The organism is Geothrix campi (genome assembly GCF_024609265.1).
Lineage (GTDB): Bacteria > Acidobacteriota > Holophagae > Holophagales > Holophagaceae > Geothrix > Geothrix campi.
This window is the reverse complement of record NZ_JANHMP010000001.1, coordinates 1,606,932-1,628,062: the sequence shown is the minus strand read 5'-3', so window position 1 is coordinate 1,628,062 and position 21,131 is coordinate 1,606,932. Positions and strand designations below refer to the sequence as shown.

Genomic DNA, 21,131 nt, shown 5'->3' with positions numbered 1-21,131 from the left:
CAGGACTACAGCCTACTCCCCGAAGTGAGCCTGCACGGCATCGATGAGACGGAAGGCCAGATCCTGATCCATGCCTTCCACCTGCATGAGCTGCTCGGCAGTGACAGTGTAAAGGGATTTGGCATCGGGATAGCCCGCGGCGGCCAGCCGGTCCGCGAGGGCGGCGTCCAGACCCTCGGCCTGGATCTGATCCAGCAGGGCGGAGGCGGGGCTGGCAGCTTCGACGGCGGGGGCCTCCTCGGCTTCCAACTCGGGCAGGGCCAGGCCCATGGCGATCTCGGCCTCGCGGCGCTTGTCGGCTTCGCTGCGGACGTCGATGTTCCAGCCCGTGAGCTTGGCGGCCAGGCGGACGTTCTGGCCCCGCTTGCCGATGGCGACGCTGAGCTGCTCGTCATCCACCACCACCTCGACCCGGCGGCTCTCGGGATCGCCGAGGTTCACGCGGATGGCCTTGGCGGGGTTCAGGGCGTTGGCGATGAACTGGGCGGGATCGTCGGAATAGCGGACGATATCGATCTTCTCGTTCTTCAATTCGCGGATGATGGCCTGCACGCGGCTGCCCTTGAGGCCCACGCAGGCGCCCACGGGATCGACGTCGGGATCGAGGCTGTGGACGGCCACCTTGGCGCGGTCGCCGGCTTCGCGGACGCAGTTGCGGATGACCACGGTGCCGTCATGGATCTCGGGCACTTCATTCTCGAAGAGCTTGATGAGCAGCCGTGGATCGGTGCGACTGACCTGCACCTGGGGATCCTTGGCGCTGCGGTCCACGCTGACGATGACGACCTTGATGCGCTGGCCCTTGTCGAAGCGGTCGCCACGCAGGGCCTCGTTGCGGCGCAGCATGGCCTCCACGCGGTCGATCTCGAGGATGATGGCGCTCTTCTCGAAGCGCTTCACTTCGGCCACCACCACTTCGCCGATGCGGTCGGCGAACTCGGTGAAGATGCGTTCACGCTCGGCCTCGCGGACCTTCTGCACCAGCACCTGCTTGGCGGCCTGGGCGGCGATGCGGCCGAGCTGGCTGGTGTCCTGGGGCAGCCAGAGGGTATCGCCCTCGGCGGCGTCGGGGTTCAGCGTCTGAGCCTCGGCCAGGCTGATCTCCAGATCCTCTTCCTCGACCTCGGCCACCACCTGCTTCAGGGCGTAGACGTGGAACTCGCCGGTCTCCCGGTCCATCTGGGCCTGGAAGTTGCCGTAGAAGTCCTGGGCGTTGAAGTACTTGTCCGCGGCCTTGGCCAGGGCTTCCTCAACCGCCGCAAAGACATCCTCTTCGGGGATGCCCTTTTCAGCGGCGATCATCTTCACGCTGTCGAAAAAGGTCGTTGCCACGTTCGCCATCTCAGGCCTCCTCGTCCTCGACGGCGCTTGTCTCTACGCCGTCGGCATCAGGTACTTCGGTGAATCGGGCGGTCAGGTGCTTGGGCCGCGGGGTTTTTTCTTCGTCAAAGGGCGCCAGCCGGGCCTTTTGAATGGCTTCGATGGGGATGGTCTTGAGAACGCCATCCTCTTCCAAGGTGACGCCGTCGTCCGCCACGGGGCCGATCCAACCCTTGAAGCGCTTCTGGCCGTTGATGGGGGCGGCGGTCTGCACGCGGCAGAGCCGGCCCGCGAAGCGGCGGAAGTGGTCGGCCTTCACCAGGGGGCGTTCCATGCCGGGGCTGCTGATCTCGACGCCGAGCTTCTCCCGCAGGTCGGGGAACTCCACGTCCATCCAGAGCAGGAGGCCCTCGTTGGCGGAGGTGCAGTCGTCCAGGGTGATCTTGCGGCCGCTGGTCTCGGCATCCAGGTGATCGATGTAGAGGCGCAGCATCTCGTCCCGGCCTTCGCGGACGATCTCCAAGTGCACCAGCTCGAAGCCCAGCAGGGCCAGCTGGCGCTCAAGGGGGGGCTGCGCTTTCTTCAGATCCAAGGAGACTCCGAGCTAACAACAAAAAAGGTGGGTCGAACCCACCCAGTCTTGGCACCCGAGGAGGGTGGCCATGGCCGAATTGAATTCCAAGTCTAGCGCTCATGGCCAGGAATCTCAAGGCAACAGAATTGTTGACGGGAACCACCCCCGCCCTGGGATTCAATAGAGATGGGGGGACTCATGGCCACCATCCTGGACGGCAAGGCGCACGCGGACCGCATGCTCGAGGCGGTGCGGCTGGGAGTGGAGGCCCGGGCCGCCGGAGGGCTGCGGGCCCCGGCGCTGGCGGTGGTCCTGGTGGGCGACGACCCGGCCAGCCAGGTCTACGTCCGCAATAAGGCCGCGGCCTGCGCGAAAGTGGGCATCACCTCGATCGAGCACCGGCTGCCGGCGCACACCCCCCAGGCCGATCTGGACGCCCTCATCGACGGCCTGAACGCCGACGGCGGAGTGGATGGCATCCTGGTGCAGCTGCCCCTGCCCAAGGGCCTGGATTCCAAGCGGGCCCTGCACCGGATCAGCCCCGCCAAGGACGTGGACGGTTTCCATCCCATGAACCAGGGCCTGCTGCTGGAGGGCCTGCCGGGCCTGCGCCCCTGCACGCCATCGGCCTGCATGTCCCTGCTGGCCCACCACGGCTTGGAGCTCAAGGGCCTGCGCGCTGTGGTGCTCGGCCGCAGCGAGATCGTGGGCAAGCCCATGGCGCTCATGCTGCTGGAGCAGCACGCCACTGTGACCATCGCCCATAGCCGTACGAAGGATCTGCCCGCCGTCTGCCGGGAGGCCGACCTGCTGGTGGCCGCCGTGGGGAAGCCGGGTCTGGTGGAGGGCTCCTGGATCAAGCCCGGCGCCGTGGTGGTGGACGTGGGCATCAACCGCGTGGACGACCTGATCCTGGGCGAGCGCATCTTCGCCGCTGAGCCGAAGAAGCTGGAAACCCTGAGGGCCAAGGGCGCGGTACTTTGCGGCGACGTGCGTTTCGGCGAGGCCATGCAGGTGGCCTCCGCCGTCACCCCCGTGCCCGGTGGCGTCGGACCCCTCACCATCGCTGGCCTGCTGACCAACACCCTCCAGGCGGCGAATCAGCCCAGCTGATTCGCCGGCGGGTTTCAGGGGCAGAGCCCGCCGTCCACGTTGATGATCTGGCCGCTCATGTAGCTGGCCCAGTCGGAGCAGAGGAAGGCCACGACACCCGCCACCTCCTCGGGTTCGCCTTCGCGCTTGAGGATGGTGGGCGCCAGCATCTGGCGGCGCGCCTCCTCCGGTACGTCCTGGGTGAGTTCCGTGTGGATGAGGCCAGGGTTCACGGCATTCACCAGCACGCCGAAGGGGGCCATCTCCCGGGCCAGGCTGCGGGTGAGGGCGATGACCGCGCCCTTGCTGGCGCCGTAGTTGGTCTGGCCGGCCTTCCCGATGATGCCGGTGGGGCTCACGATGTTGACGATCCGTCCCCATTTGCGGGCCATCATGCCCCGGACGAAGGCTTTGGTGGCATAGACGGTGCCGCGGAGGTTCACGTTCATGACCTCTTCCCACTTCTCATCGCCCATGAGGATGAAGGGGCCATCCTGCCGGGTGCCGGCGTTGTTCACGAGGATGTCTACGGGCCCCAGCTCGGCCTTTACGCGATCCGCGGCGGCCTCCAACTCCGCCTTCACCCGCACATCCGCCAGCACCACCATGGCGCGGCGGCCCAGGCCCCGGATCTCGGCGGCCACGGCTTCGGCCAGGTCCTGGTTCTTCTGGGCATGCACCACCACGTCCGCGCCCCAGCGGGCGAACTCCACGGCGATGGCCCGCCCGATGCCCCGGGAGGACCCGGTGACGAAGGCGATGCGGCCTAGCAGGGGTGGCTGGTTGAAGGGCATGGCGAGACTCGAATCGAACAGACTAGGATGCCTCATGGGGGTAAGCATGTCCAAGGATCTGGTGAGTCCTGACGCCATGGAGGCCTTCCTCAAGGCGCACCCGGAGTGGGTCGCCCAGGGGGATTCCCACGGCCTCACCTTGCGCCGCAGGTACGTTTTTTCCGCCTACCAGCGAGGCCTGGGCTTCGTGATGGCCGCCGCCGAACACGCCGAGAAAGTGAACCACCATCCGGATCTGACGCTCGGCTACCGATGGGTCGTGGCGGTGCTCACCACCCACGTGAGCCGCGGCGTCACGCAGCGGGACCTGGATCTGGCCGAGGCGCTGGATCGGATGTACCTGGAGCACATCTGACCGGCTGTCGCGACCCGGCGAGGAGGCCAGGTCGCGGGGCCGCGGTGAACGGGGCTCAGGCCGAGAGCGGAGGTCCTACTCCCGCACCGGTGCGAGGCGCGGCGGTGGATTGAAGCGTTGCTGCATGGACTCGACCCTGATGAGATCCAGTTTCTGGGGGCTGGACGGGTCGGATTGCACCAGTTCGTTGAGTTCTATCTTTCCATGGCTGGGGGGTGGCGCCATGAAGGCCTGGGCGAGGCGTTCCCCCAGGGCCTTGAGGTAGAGGGTGAAAGCCTCGCGGCGCGGGGCTTCCCGGATGGCCAGGTCCCACACCTCCACCGTGGCGCCCGCCTGATTCCGACGGGAGGGTTGGGGCGGCCGGACGCTGGCTCCGAGGACCAGGCCGTCCCAGCACCCGGGAGGAACCAGACGGATCTGCGCCCCTGCAGGCGTACCCAGATCCGTGTGCAGATCCAGACCGCCCCCATCCTGCGCAGTCAGGAAGGGCACGAAGAGAAGGGTGACGAGCAGGGTGCGCATGGAAGCTGGATGATCCGGACAGGCCCGGGGTTCCTCAGGGTTTGCGCGGTTTGGGCTTCCCGGTGCGGGGTGCGGGTTTCCGCGCGGGCCGGGCGCCGGGGCCTTCGCTGCGCGGGCCCGACGGGCGTCCGGTGGCTCCGAACGGGCGGCGGGGCCGCTCGTCGCTGTCGGGGCGGGGTCGGGCCGGTCGGTCGCCAGGCGTGAAGGGCTTGCGAGGGCGTGCCTCGCCTTCTTCGCGCCGGGGCCGGGCCGGGCGCTCACCAGGGGTGAAGGGCTTCCGGGGTCGTGCCTCGCCATCCTCGCGTCGGGGGCGGGTTGGACGATCGCCGGGAGTGAAGGTGCGGCGGGGGCGCTCGTCGCTGTCGGAGCGGGGTCTGGCCGGACGCTCACCAGGGGTGAAGGGCTTCCGGGGTCGTGCCTCGCCATCCTCGCGTCGGGAGCGGGTCGGACGATCGCCGGAGGTGAAGGTGCGGCGGGGGCGCTCGTCGCTGTCGGAGCGGGGCCGGTCCGGACGCTCACCAGGCGTGAAGGGCTTACGGGGTCGTGCCTCGCCTTCTTCGCGCCGGGGGCGGGCCGGACGCTCGCCAGGGGTAAAGGGCTTCCGGGGTCGTGCCTCGCCTTCTTCGCGTCTGGGGCGGGCCGGACGGTCACCAGGGGTGAAGGGCTTGCGAGGGCGCTCATCGCCCTCCTCGCGTCGTGGGCGGGCGGGGCGGTCGCCGGGGGTGAAGGTGCGGCGGGGCCGCTCCTCGCCATCCACAGGGCGGGGCCGCGGGGTGCGCGCCGGTGCCTCGCGTTCGTCGAAGCGCTTGGCCCGGGCCACGCGCTTGAGCTTGTGATCCCGCGTTTCGGTGGGCTGGTAGATGCCCTCCTCACCCGTCACGCCGGATACGGCGCGATGCATGCGGGCCTGGTTGCGCAGGGCCTTCAGGGCCGCCTCCATGTCCGCGGGCATGGGGGCCGTGACGGTGACCTGCTCTTCGGTGACCGGGTGCTTGAAGCCCAGCAGCTCGGCGTGCAGGGCCTGGCGGTCCAGCAGGGGGCTCTCCGTGCCGTAGACCTGGTCGCCCAGCAGCGGATAGCCGCGATCGGCGAACTGCACGCGGATCTGATTGCGGCGGCCCGTCTCCAGGCGGACTTCCACCACGGTATGGCCAGGCAGTCGTTCGATCACACGGTAGTGGGTCACGGCCTCCTTGGCGCCCGCGGGCATGCGCTTGCCACCACCAGGGCCCTTGCGGGGTGTGGCCACGGACATCTTTAGGGACTTGGCATGCTCGATGAGGTGGCCCGCCAGGGTGCCGCTGTTCTCGGGCAGCTCGCCGACGAGCACGGCGAAGTAGACACGCTGGAGGCGGTGCAGCTCGAAGTGCTTCTTCAGGCCATGCAGGGCTTCCGGGGTCTTGGCGAACACCAGCACGCCGCTGGTGAAGCGGTCGAGGCGGTGGACGATGTAGAGATTGAAACGCTTGAAGCCACGGCGGCGGTAGGACTCGGTGATGGCCTCGGCCAGGCTGGGCTCGCCGCCCTGCTCCGCCGGCACCGTCAGCAGGCCCGCGGGCTTGAAGACGAAGAGGAGGTGGTTGTCCTCCCACAGGGTCTCGAAGGGGCCTGACTGGAGCTTCCGGGCCGCGGGCAGCACGTCGTAGGTCAGCTCGGGATCGAAGATCACCTTCACGGTGTCCCCGGGGTTGAGCCGGTGGCCGTGCTTCTCGACGGTCTCGCCGTTGACCGTCACGCAGTGGCCATCAATGAAGCCCTTGGCCTGGCGGTGGCTGATCACCATCACCTTGTGCAGTTCCGAGGCCAGCGCCGAGCCTTCGTGTTCCGCTTTCCATTCCCGTTCGATGCGTGCCATGGCAACGCCCTCCGTCATCGCCTCGCGTCCTGATCAACGCCAAGCGGACAACCAGAAGACCACGAAACGCTTTACCCACCTAGCAAAATGGGGAGCGGCGCGCCGCTCCCCATTTTGCTAGGCGAAGGGAAGCCTACTTCTTTTCCGCCTTCGCGAAGTCGCCGGCCTTGACGATCACGAGCTTCGCGGGATCCAGATGTTTCCGCAGCGCGGCGTTCACCCCATCGAGCTTCAGGGCCTGGACCTTGGCCTCCAGCTCCGCCTGGAAGAGCACGGACCGGCCGAGGTAGAGAGAGCTGCCCAGCCAGCCGGCGATCTGGCGATCCTCCTGGCGCTGGGCTTCCTCCCCTTGCAGCCAGGTCTTCCGGGCGAACTCGAGTTCCTCCTGGGTGAAGCCATCCTTCAGCGCCATCTGGAGCTCCTCCTGGAAGGCGGCTTCCAGCTTCGCGGCGTTCTGCGGGGCGTAGATGGCATACCCCTGCCAGGACGTGACGGGATCCTGGCTGTTCACGTTGACGAAGGAACCGGCGCCGTAGCTGAAGCCTTCTTTCTGGCGCAGGCGGTCCGCGATGCGGTTCTTCAGGGCCCCCCCGCCCAGGATCTGGTTCGCCATGAGGAAGGCGGGGTAGTCGGGATCGGTGTCCTTCATGGCCCAGCGTTCCGCGGCGACGAAGATGGCCATCTGCTTGTCAGGCGTCTCAAGGACCTTGGACTGGCCGGGGGCCTCCTTCAACCGCGCCGGGATGCGCTCGTAGGCCGAGGCGGACTGCCATGAGCCGAAGAGCTCGGTCACGAGCCCCTGGAGCGCCTTGGCGTCGAAGTCCCCGGAGGCCGCGAAGGTCGCATGATCCGCCCCATAGAAGGCGGCGTGGAAGGCCTTCAGGTCCTCGACCTTGGCGGCCTTCAGATCCTGGAGCCGGGCCTCCAGCGGCCGGTAGGCCGAGGGGTGGCCCGCCGGGTATGGATCGAAGGTCTGGCCCAGGAACTCCATAGCTTTGGCCTGGGGTTCCTGGCGCTGGGACTCGATGCCGGTGGTCTGCTGCTTCACGAGGGTCTCGAGCTCGGAGGCCGGGAAGGCGGGCTCGCGCAGCACCTCCGCCACCAGCTTCAGGGTGGCGGCCAGGTTCTCCCGGGGGACGGTGAGCCGGGCCTGCGCGGAGGTGGCGCCGCCCGTGACCATCACTTCAGCCTTCAGCTTGTCGAAGGCATCGGCAAGTTCCTGGCGGGAGTGCTTGAGGGTGCCGCGCATGAGCATGGCGCCGGTGAGCTCGGGCGCGGCCAGCTTGTCGCGCAGGGAGGTCTCCTGGCCGAAGCGCAGGGTGAGCTGGACCGAGGCCATGCTGCCCTTGGTCTTCCTGGAGAGCAGGGCCCCCTTCAGGCCGTTGGGCGCCGTGAACCGCACGGTGCGCTGGTCCACGTTGGCGGGGCTCGCGTCGAAGGCCTCGCCCTGCGCGATGACCTGCTTGCCCACGTACGCCTTCACATCGGCGGCCACATCCGGCACCCCGGGCACCTCCGTCCGATCGGGCTTCTCGGTGGGGATGTACTGCGCGAGGGTGCGGTTGCTGGGCTTGAAGTAGGCCACGGCGGCTTTCTGCACCTGCTCAAGGCTGGCGGCCATGGTGCGGTCGCGATCCAGGAACCATTCCCGCCAGTCGCCGGCGGCCATGGCCTCGCTGAGGCTGATGGCCATGTTCTTGGTGTTGGACAGGGCCTGGTCGATGCCCTTCTGGACCTGCGCCTTGGCGCGGTCCAGCTCCGCCTGGGTGAGGGGGTTGTCCTTCAGGGACTCCACTTCGCGCAGGAGGATCTCCTTCGCCTTCTCCAGGTCACCGTCCTTCGCCAGCACCACGCCGAACATCTGGAGCCCGGGCTCGTAGGTGGTGAAGGAGAGGGGGAAGACCTGGGCGGCCACCTTGGTCTCCACCAGGGCCTTGTAGAGGCGCCCGCTGGGTGCATCGGTCAGGATGGAGGCCGCCAGGTCCGTGGCGCTGCGATCCGCCTGGGCGGAGGGGGCGACGTGGTAGCCGGCGACCAGGAGGGGCGTGCCGCCCACGCGCCGGATGGTGACGAGCCGCTCGCCATCCTGGGTGGGCTCCATGGTGTAGGTGGGCTCCAGGGTGCGGGCCGGTTTCGGAAGCCGTCCGAAGGTGTCGTTGATATAGGCCAGGGTCTTCGGCTCGTCGAACTTCCCCGCCACCATCAGCACCGCATTGTCCGGCTGGTAGTAGGTCCGGTAGAAGGCCCGCAGGTGGTCGACGTTCACATGCTCGATGTCGCTGCGGGCGCCGATGACCGGCTTGCCGTAGTTGTGCCAGTCGAAGGCCGCCGACATCAACCGGAAGATGGCGGTGCGGAAGGGGCTGTTCTCGCCGGACTCGAACTCGTTGCGGACGACGGTCATCTCGCCGCTCTTGCCGTCCTTGCCCCACAGCGTCTCGGCCGTGAAGGTGCAGTTCTGCATCCGATCGGCTTCCAAGCCCAGCGCCTTCCACAGGTTCTCTTCCGAAGCAGGGAAGGACACGTAGTAGTTCGTGCGGTCGAAGTTGGTGGTGCCATTGGCATCGCCGCCCAGCTCGTTGAGGATCTTCCAGGTGTCCGGGCGGGCCTTCGTGCCCTTGAAGAGCATGTGCTCCAGCAGGTGGGCCATGCCCGTCTCGCCGTAGTGCTCGTGCCGGCTGCCCACCAGGTAGGTGATGTTGGTGGTGATGGTGGGCTTGCTCGCGTCGGGATAGAGCAGGACTCGGAGGCCGTTGGCCAGGCGGTATTCCGTGATGCCTTCCACCGCCGTCACCTTGGCGGGAGCAGTCAGCGGAAGGGCCTTCGCCGCTTTGCCCTTGGAGGCTGCCTTGGATACCGGACCGGCTGGCTTGGGGGCGTCTCCCGCCACCAGTGCCAAGGCCAGGGCCCCGCAAAGGGGCAGGATGAATCGACGGGAGAAGGGCATGTGACCTCCAGGTTGTGAAAGATTCCGCATGGAAGCCCTCAGCATACGCGGCACATCGGAAGAGGCTTGTTAAGAAATGTTAAGAAGGGCGCGGAGCCGGATCTCCCACTCGGCGCGGAGGTCCTCCAGCCGCAGGCCCTTGCCCTTGCCGGGGGCGGCCTGCAGGAGGCCCTGGGCGCTGGGATGGGGGAGGGCGTGCAGTTCGAAGGGAGGCGCGCCCGGCAACCGCCCCAGCACCCACTCCGCCCGCTTGCCGAAGGCGATGATGCGCAGGGGAGAAGGCCGGTCCGCAGCCGCCCGGGTCAACTCCTGGGCCAGACGGGTGAGGTTGGCCGGAGCCAGCAGGTCCTTGTTGGAGGGCGCGTGGAAGTGCTCGCCATCCTTGGTGGGGCAGGCGGGGTAGGCGTTGCTGAGGGCGGTGCCCACGAGGCGCGGCGCCAGGCCCAGGGCCTTGAAGCGGGCGCCGTCCCAGTCCTCCCAGGCGGCGTCGGGCACCTCGGCCCGGCCCGTGGCGGCCAGGGCGCGGTAGACCGTGATGCCCGCGCCATCGCCCCAGAAGGGCAGGCCCGACTGGTCGGCGCCCCGAGGGCCCGGGGCCTCCCCGAAGAGCATCACCGACACGGGGCCGGCGTCCGGGAACAAGGCCGGGACGGGGTGGCCGTGGATGCGGGACATGATCAGGCCTCGGGCGGCTGGAAGGCCGAGGCGAGCTGCCCCAACTGCCGGCCCGTGATCTGGTTCGAGGATGAGGCCCGTTGGGCGCAGGCATGGCGGGCCGCCAACTGGCCGCGGAGAACGGCCTGCTCCAGGGGCAGGCCCTGGAGGATGTGACTGGCCAGAAAGCCGGCAGCCAGGCTGTCGCCAGCGCCATTGGTGTCCACCACGGGGGCCGGGAGGGACACGGGGGGGAAGGTGCGGAGGCCTTGCCGGGTGCCCAGGGCGCACCCTTTGGCCCCGAGGCCGCACAAGGCCAGACGCGCCGGTCCAGCCTTCAGGAAGGCGTTGACCAGGGGGGCGGGATCAGGATGGTTGACCGACGAAAAGAAGAGGATGTCGGATTGCCGAATGAAGTCCTGCCGGTAGGGGTCCGCAGGATCCACCACGTCCTGCAGGTCACAGGCCACGGACAGGCCCAGGTCCCTGGCGATGGGAAGAAGGGTGCGGGTCCAGTTCGCCAGATGGACATGGACCAGCTTGGCTCGCGCCAGGAGCGTCCGGCAGGCGTCGAGGTCCACCGACAGGTTCAGGTGCCCCTTCCCGTCGTAGAAGTTCTTGCGGCGGCCGTCGGGGTAGATGAGGTTGACGCTGCGGGCCGTGCCGGTGGGATCCGTGCCGAGGAGGCTCATGTCGATGCCGTCGTGGGCGAAAGCATCGCGGACCAGGTGGCCCGCCCAGTCGTCACCCACATGGCCGATGAAGGCGGTCTGGTAGCCCAGGGCGGCATAGGAACGGGCTGCGTAGACGCCCGCCTGACTCGCGCAGTCGAGATTCTCGGTGAAGTTCCCTTCCACCTCGAAATCGATGTCCGCCTTCTGGAGGAAGACGTTCGTGTCGACCCCCGCATTGCCGATGACCACGACATCGAGGTCTTGGCCAGGTGGTGCCTCGCGCTCGCCCCGCACCGTCACTGGGGCTGCCCTTCCTTCATGAGCGCCGAGAGCGCCTTGAACTGGGGGTGGTTCTTGTCGCGGGCCCACTCGAAGGCCACGGACTCGTGGTTGGTGAGGACGGCCCCGGCGGCGGCCATGCGGTCCAGCGCGTGCTTTCGGTACTCCTCGCCCCGGCCGCTGACGGCATCCCAACAGAGGTGCACCTCGTGGCCCGAGCCCAGCAGCTCGAGCACGGTCTGCATCACGCAGACATGGGCTTCGATGCCCGCCACCACGATCTGGCGCTTCTCCTGGGCCAGGTGGGGCCGGGCCTGGCGGAGCAGGGCTTCGAAGCCGGCGTCGCCGCAGCATCCGAAGGCGGTCTTCTCCAGGAAGAACTTCGGCGTGGCCAGGGCGTCGTAGGTGGCGCGGATGCTCTCCTCCGTGGGGCCGATGCCCTTGGGGTACTGCTCCGTGAGCACCACCGGCACGGCAAAGAGGTCCGCCAGCCTCATGAGGCGGCGCGTGGCCTCCAGCACCAGGGCCGGCCGGTGGACCATGCCCACGAGCTTGCCCTGGAGGTCGATAACCACGAGGATGCTGTGGCTGGAATCGAGCAGGGCCATGGGAACCTCCTGGGGTCTACCAGATCTTCACGCGGTCCGCGGGCGCCAGGTAGAGCTTCTGGCCCGGCTTCACCTGGAAGGCCGGGTACCAGGCGTCCAGGTTCCGCACGGTGTAAGGCCGGAAGGAGGCCGGAGCGTGGCCGTCCGTGAGGATCTGCTGGCGCAGCAGAGGCTCGCGGGTCTTTTCGCGCCAGCTCTGGGCGTAGCTGAGGAAGAACTGCTGATCGCCGGTGAGGCCCTGGACCACGGGTGCTTCCTTGCCGTCTAGCGAGAGGCGGTAGGCATCGTAGGCGGCGGCGAGGCCAGCCACGTCCGCGATGTTCTCGCCCAGGGTCTGCCGGCCCTTGATGTGCAGGCCCGGGAAGGGCTCGTAGGCGTCGAACTGCTTCACCAGCTGATCGGCAGAAGCCTGGAAGTGCTTCAGGTCCTCGGGCGTCCACCAGTTGCTCAGTTTGCCGGTGGCGTCGAAGAGGGAGCCGGAATCGTCGAAGCTGTGGCTGATCTCGTGGCCGATGACGGCGCCGATGGCGCCATAGTCCATGACCATGGGCCGCTTCGGATCGAAATAGGGGGGCTGGAGGATGGCCGCCGGAAAGTTGAGGGCGTTCATCACGGGCAGGTTCACCGCGTTCACGAGCTGGGGGTTCATCACCCATTCGGTGCGGTCGATGGGCCGCCCGAGCTTGCGCAGGTTCCGCTGGTACTCGAAGCGCTCCGCCCGCTGGGCGTTGCCGAAGGCGTCACCCGCCACGATCTTCAGCGCCCGGTAGTCCCGCCAGTGATCTGGATAACCCACCCCCACCTTGAGGGCGGCCAGCTTGGCCAGGGCCTTGGCCTTGGTCTCGGGGGACATCCAGTCCAGATGCTCGATGCGGACGCGGAAGGCCGCCGTGATGTTGGCGACCATCCGTTCGGCCCGGGCCTTCTCGGCGGGCGGGAAGTACTTCGCCACATAGGCCCTCCCCACAGCCTCGCCCAGGGCCTGGTTGGTGAGATCCACACCGTACTTCCAGCGGTCGCGAGGTTGGGTGGCGCCGCTCAGCACCTTGCCGTAGAAGGCGAAGGACTGGTCGGCCACGGCCTTGGGCAGCACGCGCGCCCAGTGCTGCATGGCATGGAAGGTGAGGTAGTCCTTCCAGGTGTCGAGGGGGACCTCCGCGGTCAGGGCGGAGAGCCCTGTGACGGCACCCGGCTGCCAGACCACGAACACCTCGGGCTGCTTCAGGTCCGCGGCGGCGAAGAAGGCCTCCCAGTCCAGCCCCGGGGCCTTCGTGCCGAACTCAGCGCGGGTCCAGTGGTTGTTCCCCTTCTGCACATCGCCGGATTCCTCGCGGCCGAGGTGGGCTTTCGCCATCCGGGATTCCAGTTCCACCACCGCCGCCGCGCGGGTGAGGACATTCGACAGGCCCGCCAGCTTCAGCATGGCCGCCACATGGGTATTGTACTGGGTGCGGACGGCCGCCATGCCGGCCGAGGGATCCAGGTAGTAGCTGCGCTCCGGCATCCCGAGGCCGCCCTGGAGGAGGAAGGGCGCGTAGCGGGTGGGCTCGTCCAGGTCCTGGGCCACCCACAGGCCGAAGAGGTTCTCGGTGTGGTAGTTGGTGGCGTTCAGCACGTCCACGTCGGCCCGGAGCGTGGTGCCGAGGTAGCGGGCCAAGCCCTTGCGGTCCTGGATGGCGCCGATGGCCAGGAAGGTGGGCTTGAGGGGGCTGAGCCCCTTCGCTTCGATGGCCTTCTCGTTCATGAAGCTGGTGTAGCAGTCGCCGATCTTGCGCAGGTCCGAGTCGGCGGGGGCCTTGGAAGCGGCAGCCGATTTGATGAGGGCGGCCACGCGCTTGTCCGTGAGGTCGGCCACCTCGTGCCCGACACCGAAGGAGCCTCGGTCCGCGGGGATCTCCGTCCGCTTCACCCAGGCGCCGTTCGCATAGGCGAAGAAGTCGTCGCCGGGGGCCACCGTGCGATCCATCCCCGTCAAGTCGAGGCCATGGGGCTCAACCTTGGGGGGCGCCGCCACCAGGGCAGGGACCGCGAGACACAGGGAAAGAAGGGGCAAAGATCTGTGCATGGAGAACCTCGAGACCCTCCAGGGTGGACTGAAAGGCCCGCCACGGGAAGATCCCGGGTCCACCGGGGCGTTTCCCCCCCTGCCGACCCGGGATCGGGGATCCTCCAGGGCCCAGAGGAGATCAGCCGGGGCCCGTGGGACCTCAGTCGAGCGGAACGCGGAGCGTCTGGCCCACCTGGATCTGATTGGGATCGCTGAGCTGGTCTTGGTTCGCCTCGAAGATGCGCATGTAGGCGCTCGCGTCGCCGTAGAAGCGCTTGGCGATCTTGGAGAGCGAATCCCCGGGGTGGACTTCGTAGGCGGCTTCCTTGGGCGCCAGAGCCGCGTTCACGTCGATGTCGCAGGTCACGTCATCCACGTTGGGGTTCACGGATTTCAGGGCGTCCCAGACCGCGTTCTTCAGCTGCTCGGTGCCTGCGCTCGCCTTCAGGAACAGCTTGTCGTCCTGCAGGTGGAGGTTGTGGACCTGGAACCCGGGGCCGTTCACGATGCTCAGGGCCGGCGAATAGGCGGACTTCAGAAGCTCGAAGCGATCCATGGTGGGGCTCCTTGGGGAAGGGTTGGGGTGGGAGGCCAAGTGTAGTCCCGCAAGATCGCCCCCGGTCCACCCGACTTGTGAAGATCGGGATCATTTCCGGAGCGGGGATGGCTCAGGGGGTGGCCGGAACGGTGGGAAGAGCATGGCGCCAGTCCCGTCCCGTCAGCAGGATCTGGGGCCTGCCGTCCAGGAGGAACACGGCGGTGTCCCACAGGAGGCCGGGGAAAGTGCGGACGGGGCCCGGTGCCGCGTCGAAGCTGAGGCTGCGGGTGCGGAACCAGCGCCGGTAGACTAGGTGCCAACTCCCGCCCGCCTGGACGAGGAAGGCCCCGTGGAACCGCGGCAGTCCCTTCACCCGGCGGGCGAAGCAGGGCAGTACTTCCGCGGGGCGCGCAGGGGCGAACTCCAGGGCCATCAGCTCTGCCCACAGGGGGATCTCGTCGCGATCCCCCCGGCCCACCAGGGAGCGCAGGGCGCCGCGGAAACCCGTGAGCACGAAGGCCAGGGCCCGCAGCAGCAGCGGCAGGAGGAGGGCCGTGGCCACCAGCACCGCTCCGAGCACGGGGAGGGCGATGGCCGGGTGGCTGTAGGCCAGGGCCAGCAGGGCGGCCACGCCAACATCTTCCGCTACGCTGAGGACGCTGTGGCTGGCGGGTTCCGGCGCCGTGTGGGCCAGGAGCCGCACCCCCATTTTGCTGCCGTGGGTGCCCAGGGCGATGGTGCCGCCCGCCAGCAGGGCCAGCACCTTGGCCACGGGATGCAGCTCGCCTGCGGCCCCCAGGGCCAACAGGGCACCGCCCACGGGCCGGATGAAGGTGTGCAGGCCGTCCCAGATGGGCGTGATGAAGGGCACCTTGTCCGCGGCGAACTCCAGGAGGAACAGCAGGGCCGCGGCGCCCAGCACCACTGGGTGGCTCAGAATGGCCAGGTCCGAGGGCAGGCCGTGGATCCAACCAAAGCGCTGCCCCGCGCCCACCAGGAGCACCGTGAGGTAGAGGTTGATGCCGGAGACGGTGGAGAGGCCGAGGATGGCCGCCAGAGTCTGCAGCGGTCCCATCAGGCTGTGAACCGCTTGTAGAGGTGGTAGATGCCCAACAGGATCACCGCGCCCACCACGGACACGATGAAGCCGGCGCTGGCCCCCTCCTTGTAGAAGCCCATGGCACGGCCGATCCAGGTGCCCAGGAAGGAGCCGGCGATGCCGAGGACCATGGTGATGATCCACCCGCCAGGATCCTTGCCGGGCATGAGGAGCTTCGCCACGGCGCCGGCGATGAGGCCGATGATGCAGGTCCAGATGAGGTGGAGCATGGGAACCCCCTGATGGATTGAGAGATGGTGGTCCACCCTACGCCCGGTCTGGAAGTAGGGTCAACGGATTCCAGGCGGTTCCGAAATACTTTGCGATGATCCTTGCCGCGGCGACGTTCCGGGTTGACCCTGGGGCTCCACTTCCTGAGGAGGATGTCATGGGTTTGCTGGACATGGTAGGCGGTCTGCTCGGACAGGGCGGCCAGACACAGGGCGGCAATCCGCTCATGAGCGCGGTCATGGGCCTCATCCAGAACCACCCCGGCGGTCTTCAGGGTCTGCTGGGCCAGTTTCAGGAAAAGGGATTGGGCGACCAGGTGGCCTCCTGGATCGGCACGGGCGCGAATCAGCCCATCAGTGCTGAGCACATCCAAGCGGCCCTGGGCTCGGACCAGCTGCAGCAACTGGCCGGCCAGCTGGGCGTCTCCCACGATGAGGCCGCTACGGGCTTAGCGGGCATTCTGCCCCAGGTGGTGGACAAGCTGAGCCCCCAGGGCAGCCTGCCCGAAGGCGGCATCGGCATGGACCTGCTGAAGAAGTTCCTGGGCTGACGAAGCTGGAGCCTACATCCTCAGCCCAGTCTCCGCGGCCACTTCGTCGCGCACCTTCAGGTGATCGAAGATGACCAGATACCAGCCGAAGGCGGCGAGCAGCGCATGCCGGAAGCGGGCGGAGTGGGCCGAGTTCAATTCCACGTCACCTTGCTCGAGCCCGGGGGGGGAAGTGAGATCCCTCCCCGTGCGCGCATGGATGCGAACCAGGGGTGTGCCTTCCTGATCCGTGAAGGTCCCGCCAGGCCCCATTCCGTGATGCCAGGTCCAGTCGAAGACCGCGCCATCCTGGAATTCCAGCTTTCCATGCCGGAAGGCGTGGGGGTGGAAGGTGGCCAGATTCACCTTTCCGCCCTCTTCACGCAGGGTCACGACGGGGTTCAGGACGCCCAGGTGCTTGAGGGTCCAGGTTCCTTCGGCCGTCTCGACGCGGGCCAGGATGCACTCCTTGTCCAGGAAGACGAGGGTGGCGAAGGTCCCATCGTCGTTGCGCAGTTCAAAGCTGAGGGGGCTGGAGTCCCCCCTCCGCCATTCCAGGGAGTTAGTGGCGCATTCGGTGAGTGATTTCATGGCACTCCGCCTATTCCCGCGGGGGAAGCATCCGCGTACGGGAAATGTACGTCCATCGACAGAGCTTGGTCAGAGGTTCGTCACTGGAAAATACAGGACGGAGTGAGGCCTGTCATAACTGATATATTGCCTGACCTTCATGGCCATGAGCCCGGCAGGCCCGGATCCACCAAGGCGTGTTGGAGTCCCCGGTAACAAGAGACGGCCATGTCGGAGATCACGAAGTCCCTCCTTCAGGGGGGGGCTGGTGGCGCAGGGGCCTGGGCAGACCTATGTTTTAGATTCCACAGGGGAAAACGATGGCCTGCGAGACACAGGGCGACCGGCGCCATGCGTCGCAATTCCGGGAGGACGAGGGACGGGGGGGGCTCTGGTCCCTGCCAGACGGCCATCGCCTGCCCAACTTGGTGGACTCTACCCCCCTGCTGCTGGGGGATCCGGCCCATCCTGCCCGCCTGCGCCCCACGGATCTCGAACATCCCGAGGATTTCCACACACGGCTTGCCGCCTGGCTGCTCCGCCAGGTCTAAGTCCATTTATTCTTTGATCATCCGGCCTTCTGGCAGGGCGCTGCGTGAGTGGAAGGCTGCCCCACACACCGGTCGTGCAGGCGCGGGATGAGGTCCCCCAGCCGCGACTCGGGCACCAGGAAGGCGATGGAGACCGTGCTGCTGCCCGTGAGGAGGCCACCCACGGGTTCCTGCCCGAGGGCCGCCAGGTGCCGCAGGGCCGCCAGGGGATCGGCCCGCAGACCCTCGCCCACCAGGGCCACCACCGCCCAGCCGGCTTCCAGCTCGGGGCCCGAAGCGGCCAGGGCCTTCAGCACCCTGGCCGCGGCCGGCGTGTCTGGCCGCACGGCCAACAGGGTGCCGGCGGGGCTCGAGACCAGGCCGAAGCGCAGGGCTCCGGCCTCCTCCAGTTGCCGGGCGGCCTCCAATGGCGGCTCCAGACCCTCCGAAGCCGGGAAGCGCAGGAGGCTGATCCCCTCCTTGTAGGCGACCGAGGTGACGGCTCCCGGTTCCCGCAGCGGGGACACGGGCAGGATCTCCGTGCGGGAGGCCCCTGGTCTCAGGGTATTGCCCACCACGAGCCGGAAGCCCGCCCGGCCGCCGGGGGCCAGGGAATCCGCGTGGAGCACCTTGGCGCCGAAGGCGCTGAGGGCCTCGGCCTCGCCCAAGCTCATCTGGGGGATGGGCCGGGCCTCGGGCACCAGGCTCGGGTCCGCCGTCAGCACGCCGTCCACATCGGTCCAGATCTGCACCTCCTCTGCATCCAGGGCCTCGCCCAGGAGGGTGGCGCTGGTGTCGGAGCCTCCGCGGCCCAGGGTGGTTGTGAGGCCCTCGGCCGTGGCGCCCAGGAAGCCCTGGGTGATCCACAGGGTGCCGGTCGCCAGGCCCTCTCGCCAGGGGGCCGCCGCGGCGCGCAGGTCGGCCAGTTGCGGTCGGGCCTTGCCGAAGCGGGCATCCGTCCGCATCACCTCCCGGACTTCGCGGAAGGTTCCGCCGAAGCAGGCCGCCACCAGGTGAGCCGAGAGCGTCTCGCCCACGGCCAGGGCGGCATCCCGGCCTCGCGGTGTGGCTTCGCCGAGCATGCCCATGCCCGTGAGCAGCTGGTCCAGCCGCGCGAAGAGGGGCTCCCACTCCGCCGCGACGGCCGGCAGGAGCCCGAGATCCGTGGCCACCTCCCGGTGCCGATCCCGGAGCGCCGTGAGATGCGCCTGGGCTTCGGCCAGGTAGCCGCCGGCCGCGGCGACGCAGGCGTCGAGGATGCGGTCCGTGGAGCCGCGCAGGGCCGACACTACCACCAGGCCGCCTGCCGGCAGTTCCGTGTGGACGATGGCGGCAGCGCGTCGGAGCGCCTCGGCGCTGCCCACGGAGCTGCCGCCGAACTTGAGGACCTTCAGGCTCATTTCCGCCCCCCTTCCGCCGGCAGGGCGTCCGCCTGGAAGGGGACCTCCTGATAGACGGCGTAGTTCAGCCAGTTCGAGAAGAGGAGGTTGGCGTGGCTCCGCCAGCGCACCAGGGGCTCGCGGGTGGGGTCGTCCTCCGGGAAGTAGTTCCGGGGGAGGCCGATGGGCAGGCCCTTGCCCAGGTCCCGGGCGTACTCGCCCTGGAGGGTGCCGGGGTCGTACTCCGAGTGTCCCGTGACGAAAACTTGCCGCCGGTCCGCGGACTGGACCAGATAGACCCCCGCTTCGTCGGATTCCGCGAGCAGTTCCAGCCGGGGTTCGGCCAGGAGGTCCTCTCGGCGGGTCTCCGTGTGGCGCGAGTGGGGCGCGAAGAACACATCGTCGAAGCCCTGCACGATCCGCTCGTTGCGCACCTTCAGCCGATGCGGGAACACCCCGAATAGCTTCTCCGCCAGGGGATGTTTGGGAATTCCATAGTAGCGGTGGAGGGCTGCCTGGGCGCCCCAGCAGATGAAGAGGCAGGAGAAGACGTTCGTCCGCGCCCAGTCCAGCAGCTCGGCGAGTTCCGGCCAATAGTCCACCGATTCGAAGGGCAACGTCTCCACGGGGGCGCCGGTGACGATGAGTCCGTCGAAGGTCTGCCCGCGCACCTCCGCGAAGGACACATAGTGCTCCAGCAGGTGCTCCGCCGGGGTGTTCTTCGCTTCGTGGGAGGCCATGTGGAGCAGCGTCACCTCCACCTGCAGGGGGGAGTTGCCCAGCAGGCGCAGGAGCTGGGTCTCCGTGGCGATCTTGGTGGGCATCAGGTTGAGGATGGCGATGCGGAGGGGGCGGATGTCCTGCTGGAGGGCGCGGCGCTCCTCCATCAGGAACACGTTCTCCGCCTCCAGGACGCCGCGGGCGGGCAGGGATTCAGGAACCTTGACGGGCATGGGCGGGACTCCCTCTAGGCCTTCGCCAGGGCCTGGTCCAGGTCCTCGATGAGGTCGTCGATGTGCTCGAGGCCCACGGATAGGCGGACCAGGTCGTCAGTGACCCCGGTGGCTGCGCGCTCCTCCGCGGAGAGCTGCGCATGGGTGGTGGTGGCGGGGTGGATGATGAGGCTCTTGGCGTCGCCCAGGTTGGCCAGGCGCGAGAAGAGCTGCACGGCGTCGATGACGGCCCCGCCGGCCTTCAGCCCACCCCCCGATGCTGAGGGCTTGAGGCCGAAGGTGAGGATGCCGCCGAAGCCCGCGCCCTTGCGGAAGTAGCGGGCCGCGGCGGCGTGGTTCGGGCTGGTGGGCAGGCCGGGGTAGTTCACCCAGGCCACCTTGGGGTGCTTCGAAAGCCACTGGGCCAGGGCCAGGGCGTTCGCGCCGTGGCGTTCCAGCCGGAGGTGCAGGGTCTCAATGCCCTGGAGGATGAGGAAGGCGTTGAAGGGGCTCAGGGCGGCGCCGGTATCGCGCAGGCCCTCGATGCGGGCCTTGGTGATGAAGGCGGCGGGGCCCGCCAGGTCGGCCAGGATGGCGCCGTGGTAGGCGGCGAAGGGCTCGGTGAACTCCGGGAACTTGCCGCTCTTCCAGTCGAAGGTGCCGCCGTCCACGATGAGGCCCGCTACCGAGGTGCCGTGGCCGCCCAGGTACTTGGTGGCGCTGTGCACCACGATGTCCGCGCCCAGCTTGAAGGGGTTCAGCAGGTAGGGGCTGGGCAGGGTGTTGTCCACGATGAGGGGGATGCCCGTCGCATGGGCGATGGCGGCGATGGCCTCGAACTCGGGCACGTCCAGCTTGGGATTGCCCACGGCCTCGATGTAGATGGCGCGGGTCTCGGGCCGGAGGGCGGCGCGGAAGGCCTCGGGTTGCGTCGAATCCACGAAGGTGGTGATGATGCCGGCGCGGGGCAGGGTGTGGCTTAGCAGGTTGTAGGTGCCGCCGTAGAGGTTGTTCCCGGCCACCACGTGGTCGCCGCCGCGGAGCAGGGTGGTGAGCGTGAGCGTGATGGCGGCCTGGCCCGAGGCTGTGGCCAGGGCGCTGATGCCACCCTCCAGCTGGGCCACGCGCTGCTCCAGCACGGCTGTGGTGGGGTTCATGATCCGGGTGTAGATGTTTCCTGGCACCTCCAGGTTGAAGAGGGCGGCGCCATGCTCCGTGCTGTCGAACACGTAGCTCGTGGTCTGGTAGATGGGCACGGCCCGGCTCTTGGTGTCCGAATCCGGGCTGTGGCCCCCGTGGAGGGCGAGGGTCTCGAAGCGGGGCGTGGGGGTGGCGCTCATGGCGTCTCCTGAAAAAGCAAAGTTGAAAAGGCCGAGGCCTCGTCTGTCCAAGCAAGTCCAGGAAAAGCAAAAGGGGGCCCGATTTCTCGGGCCCCCTTCGATGATTGCGTCAGCTCGACACAGCTCGACATCTCTCCGCGCTTGATTGCTCAATCGCGGCAGGAATTGGCACCTTGCTTTCGCAGGTTGCCAAGGTTTCACAGGGCCCGTCCCTCCACCTTTCTGGATAACTCGCTATGGAACTGACAAGGATCTCGTAACA

Annotated in this window: 21 protein-coding genes and 1 riboswitch; of the genes, 4 read left to right on the top strand and 17 right to left on the bottom strand. The window is 68.0% G+C overall.

Translation table 11 applies throughout. The annotated features are described in order from the left end of the window. Positions 1 to 12 precede the first annotated feature (12 nt). Both nusA and NOV65_RS07505 read right to left on the bottom strand, forming a co-directional pair. A complete protein-coding gene (nusA, locus tag NOV65_RS07510) occupies positions 13 to 1,341 on the bottom strand; it encodes a transcription termination factor NusA (protein ID WP_257305491.1) in 1,329 nt (442 codons plus the stop codon). A 1-nt stretch (position 1,342) separates the two neighbouring features. Next, on the bottom strand, positions 1,343 to 1,912 hold the full coding sequence (locus tag NOV65_RS07505) for a ribosome maturation factor RimP (RefSeq protein WP_257305490.1): 570 nt from the start codon (positions 1,910 to 1,912) through the stop codon (positions 1,343 to 1,345). Positions 1,913 to 2,092: 180 nt separating this feature from the next. Here NOV65_RS07505 and folD point away from each other — a divergent pair, with 180 nt between their 5' ends. After that, positions 2,093 to 3,007: a bifunctional methylenetetrahydrofolate dehydrogenase/methenyltetrahydrofolate cyclohydrolase FolD gene (gene folD, locus NOV65_RS07500; protein ID WP_257305489.1), complete on the top strand. Its 915-nt coding sequence runs from the start codon at positions 2,093 to 2,095 to the stop codon at positions 3,005 to 3,007. 14 nt (positions 3,008 to 3,021) lie between these two features. On the opposite strand, the gene NOV65_RS07495 is transcribed toward folD, so the two are convergent. Then, positions 3,022 to 3,780 (bottom strand): SDR family NAD(P)-dependent oxidoreductase, encoded by a 759-nt coding sequence (locus NOV65_RS07495; protein WP_257305487.1) that lies wholly within the window; start codon positions 3,778 to 3,780, stop codon positions 3,022 to 3,024. A 46-nt stretch (positions 3,781 to 3,826) separates the two neighbouring features. On the opposite strand from NOV65_RS07495, the gene NOV65_RS07490 reads away from it, so the two are divergent. Continuing rightward, the gene (locus NOV65_RS07490) at positions 3,827 to 4,135 is read left to right on the top strand and encodes a 4a-hydroxytetrahydrobiopterin dehydratase (protein WP_257305486.1); all 309 of its coding nucleotides are present in this window, start codon (positions 3,827 to 3,829) and stop codon (positions 4,133 to 4,135) included. A 75-nt stretch (positions 4,136 to 4,210) separates the two neighbouring features. Here NOV65_RS07490 and NOV65_RS07485 read toward each other — a convergent pair whose 3' ends face one another. The 10 genes from NOV65_RS07485 to NOV65_RS07435 form a co-directional block, all read right to left on the bottom strand. Continuing rightward, positions 4,211 to 4,657 carry a hypothetical protein gene (locus NOV65_RS07485; protein ID WP_257305485.1) on the bottom strand — a complete coding sequence of 149 codons (447 nt, stop codon included), beginning with the start codon at positions 4,655 to 4,657 and terminating at the stop codon, positions 4,211 to 4,213. 34 nt (positions 4,658 to 4,691) lie between these two features. Then, entirely contained in the window at positions 4,692 to 6,512 is a 1,821-nt protein-coding gene (locus NOV65_RS07480; protein WP_257305484.1) for an RluA family pseudouridine synthase, read from the bottom strand. Positions 6,513 to 6,645: 133 nt separating this feature from the next. Further along, the gene (locus NOV65_RS15430) at positions 6,646 to 9,459 is read right to left on the bottom strand and encodes a M16 family metallopeptidase (protein ID WP_306671950.1); all 2,814 of its coding nucleotides are present in this window, start codon (positions 9,457 to 9,459) and stop codon (positions 6,646 to 6,648) included. 69 nt (positions 9,460 to 9,528) lie between these two features. Beyond that, positions 9,529 to 10,134 (bottom strand): uracil-DNA glycosylase family protein, encoded by a 606-nt coding sequence (locus NOV65_RS07465; RefSeq protein WP_257305483.1) that lies wholly within the window; start codon positions 10,132 to 10,134, stop codon positions 9,529 to 9,531. A 2-nt stretch (positions 10,135 to 10,136) separates the two neighbouring features. After that, a complete protein-coding gene (locus NOV65_RS07460) occupies positions 10,137 to 11,087 on the bottom strand; it encodes a carbohydrate kinase family protein (RefSeq protein ID WP_257305481.1) in 951 nt (316 codons plus the stop codon). After that, positions 11,084 to 11,674: an isochorismatase family protein gene (locus tag NOV65_RS07455; RefSeq protein ID WP_257305479.1), complete on the bottom strand. Its 591-nt coding sequence runs from the start codon at positions 11,672 to 11,674 to the stop codon at positions 11,084 to 11,086. Before NOV65_RS07455 ends, NOV65_RS07460 begins: the two co-directional genes overlap by 4 nt. 16 nt (positions 11,675 to 11,690) lie before the next feature. Next, the gene (locus NOV65_RS07450; protein ID WP_257305477.1) at positions 11,691 to 13,739 is read right to left on the bottom strand and encodes a M13 family metallopeptidase; all 2,049 of its coding nucleotides are present in this window, start codon (positions 13,737 to 13,739) and stop codon (positions 11,691 to 11,693) included. A 142-nt stretch (positions 13,740 to 13,881) separates the two neighbouring features. After that, entirely contained in the window at positions 13,882 to 14,277 is a 396-nt protein-coding gene (locus NOV65_RS07445; protein WP_257305476.1) for a LysM peptidoglycan-binding domain-containing protein, read from the bottom strand. Between the two features lie 112 nt (positions 14,278 to 14,389). Beyond that, positions 14,390 to 15,334, bottom strand: coding sequence for a DUF4126 domain-containing protein (locus tag NOV65_RS07440; RefSeq protein ID WP_257305474.1), 945 nt, complete (start codon positions 15,332 to 15,334; stop codon positions 14,390 to 14,392). After that, a complete protein-coding gene (locus tag NOV65_RS07435; RefSeq protein ID WP_257305473.1) occupies positions 15,334 to 15,588 on the bottom strand; it encodes a GlsB/YeaQ/YmgE family stress response membrane protein in 255 nt (84 codons plus the stop codon). Before NOV65_RS07435 ends, NOV65_RS07440 begins: the two co-directional genes overlap by 1 nt. A gap of 158 nt (positions 15,589 to 15,746) precedes the next feature. On the opposite strand from NOV65_RS07435, the gene NOV65_RS07430 reads away from it, so the two are divergent. Next, complete coding sequence (locus tag NOV65_RS07430; RefSeq protein ID WP_257305472.1) at positions 15,747 to 16,139, top strand: YidB family protein; 393 nt, start codon at positions 15,747 to 15,749, stop codon at positions 16,137 to 16,139. A gap of 12 nt (positions 16,140 to 16,151) precedes the next feature. On the opposite strand, the gene NOV65_RS07425 is transcribed toward NOV65_RS07430, so the two are convergent. Further along, on the bottom strand, positions 16,152 to 16,709 hold the full coding sequence (locus tag NOV65_RS07425) for a hypothetical protein (protein ID WP_257305471.1): 558 nt from the start codon (positions 16,707 to 16,709) through the stop codon (positions 16,152 to 16,154). 299 nt (positions 16,710 to 17,008) lie between these two features. On the opposite strand from NOV65_RS07425, the gene NOV65_RS07420 reads away from it, so the two are divergent. Further along, the gene (locus NOV65_RS07420) at positions 17,009 to 17,239 is read left to right on the top strand and encodes a hypothetical protein (protein ID WP_257305470.1); all 231 of its coding nucleotides are present in this window, start codon (positions 17,009 to 17,011) and stop codon (positions 17,237 to 17,239) included. Between the two features lie 17 nt (positions 17,240 to 17,256). Here the strand turns inward: NOV65_RS07420 and NOV65_RS07415 are convergent, their stop codons facing one another. Genes NOV65_RS07415 through NOV65_RS07405 form a run of 3 tightly spaced genes read right to left on the bottom strand, consistent with a single transcriptional unit; the run spans position 17,257 to position 20,869 of the window. Continuing rightward, positions 17,257 to 18,618, bottom strand: a complete 1,362-nt coding sequence (locus NOV65_RS07415; RefSeq protein ID WP_257305469.1) for an aspartate kinase — start codon at positions 18,616 to 18,618, stop codon at positions 17,257 to 17,259. After that, positions 18,615 to 19,550, bottom strand: coding sequence for a homoserine O-acetyltransferase MetA (metA, locus tag NOV65_RS07410; protein WP_257305468.1), 936 nt, complete (start codon positions 19,548 to 19,550; stop codon positions 18,615 to 18,617). Before metA ends, NOV65_RS07415 begins: the two co-directional genes overlap by 4 nt. 14 nt (positions 19,551 to 19,564) lie before the next feature. Continuing rightward, complete coding sequence (locus NOV65_RS07405) at positions 19,565 to 20,869, bottom strand: O-acetylhomoserine aminocarboxypropyltransferase/cysteine synthase family protein (protein ID WP_257305467.1); 1,305 nt, start codon at positions 20,867 to 20,869, stop codon at positions 19,565 to 19,567. A gap of 124 nt (positions 20,870 to 20,993) precedes the next feature. Further along, a riboswitch (SAM riboswitch) is annotated at positions 20,994 to 21,102 on the bottom strand. Between the last annotated feature and the right edge of the window lie 29 nt (positions 21,103 to 21,131).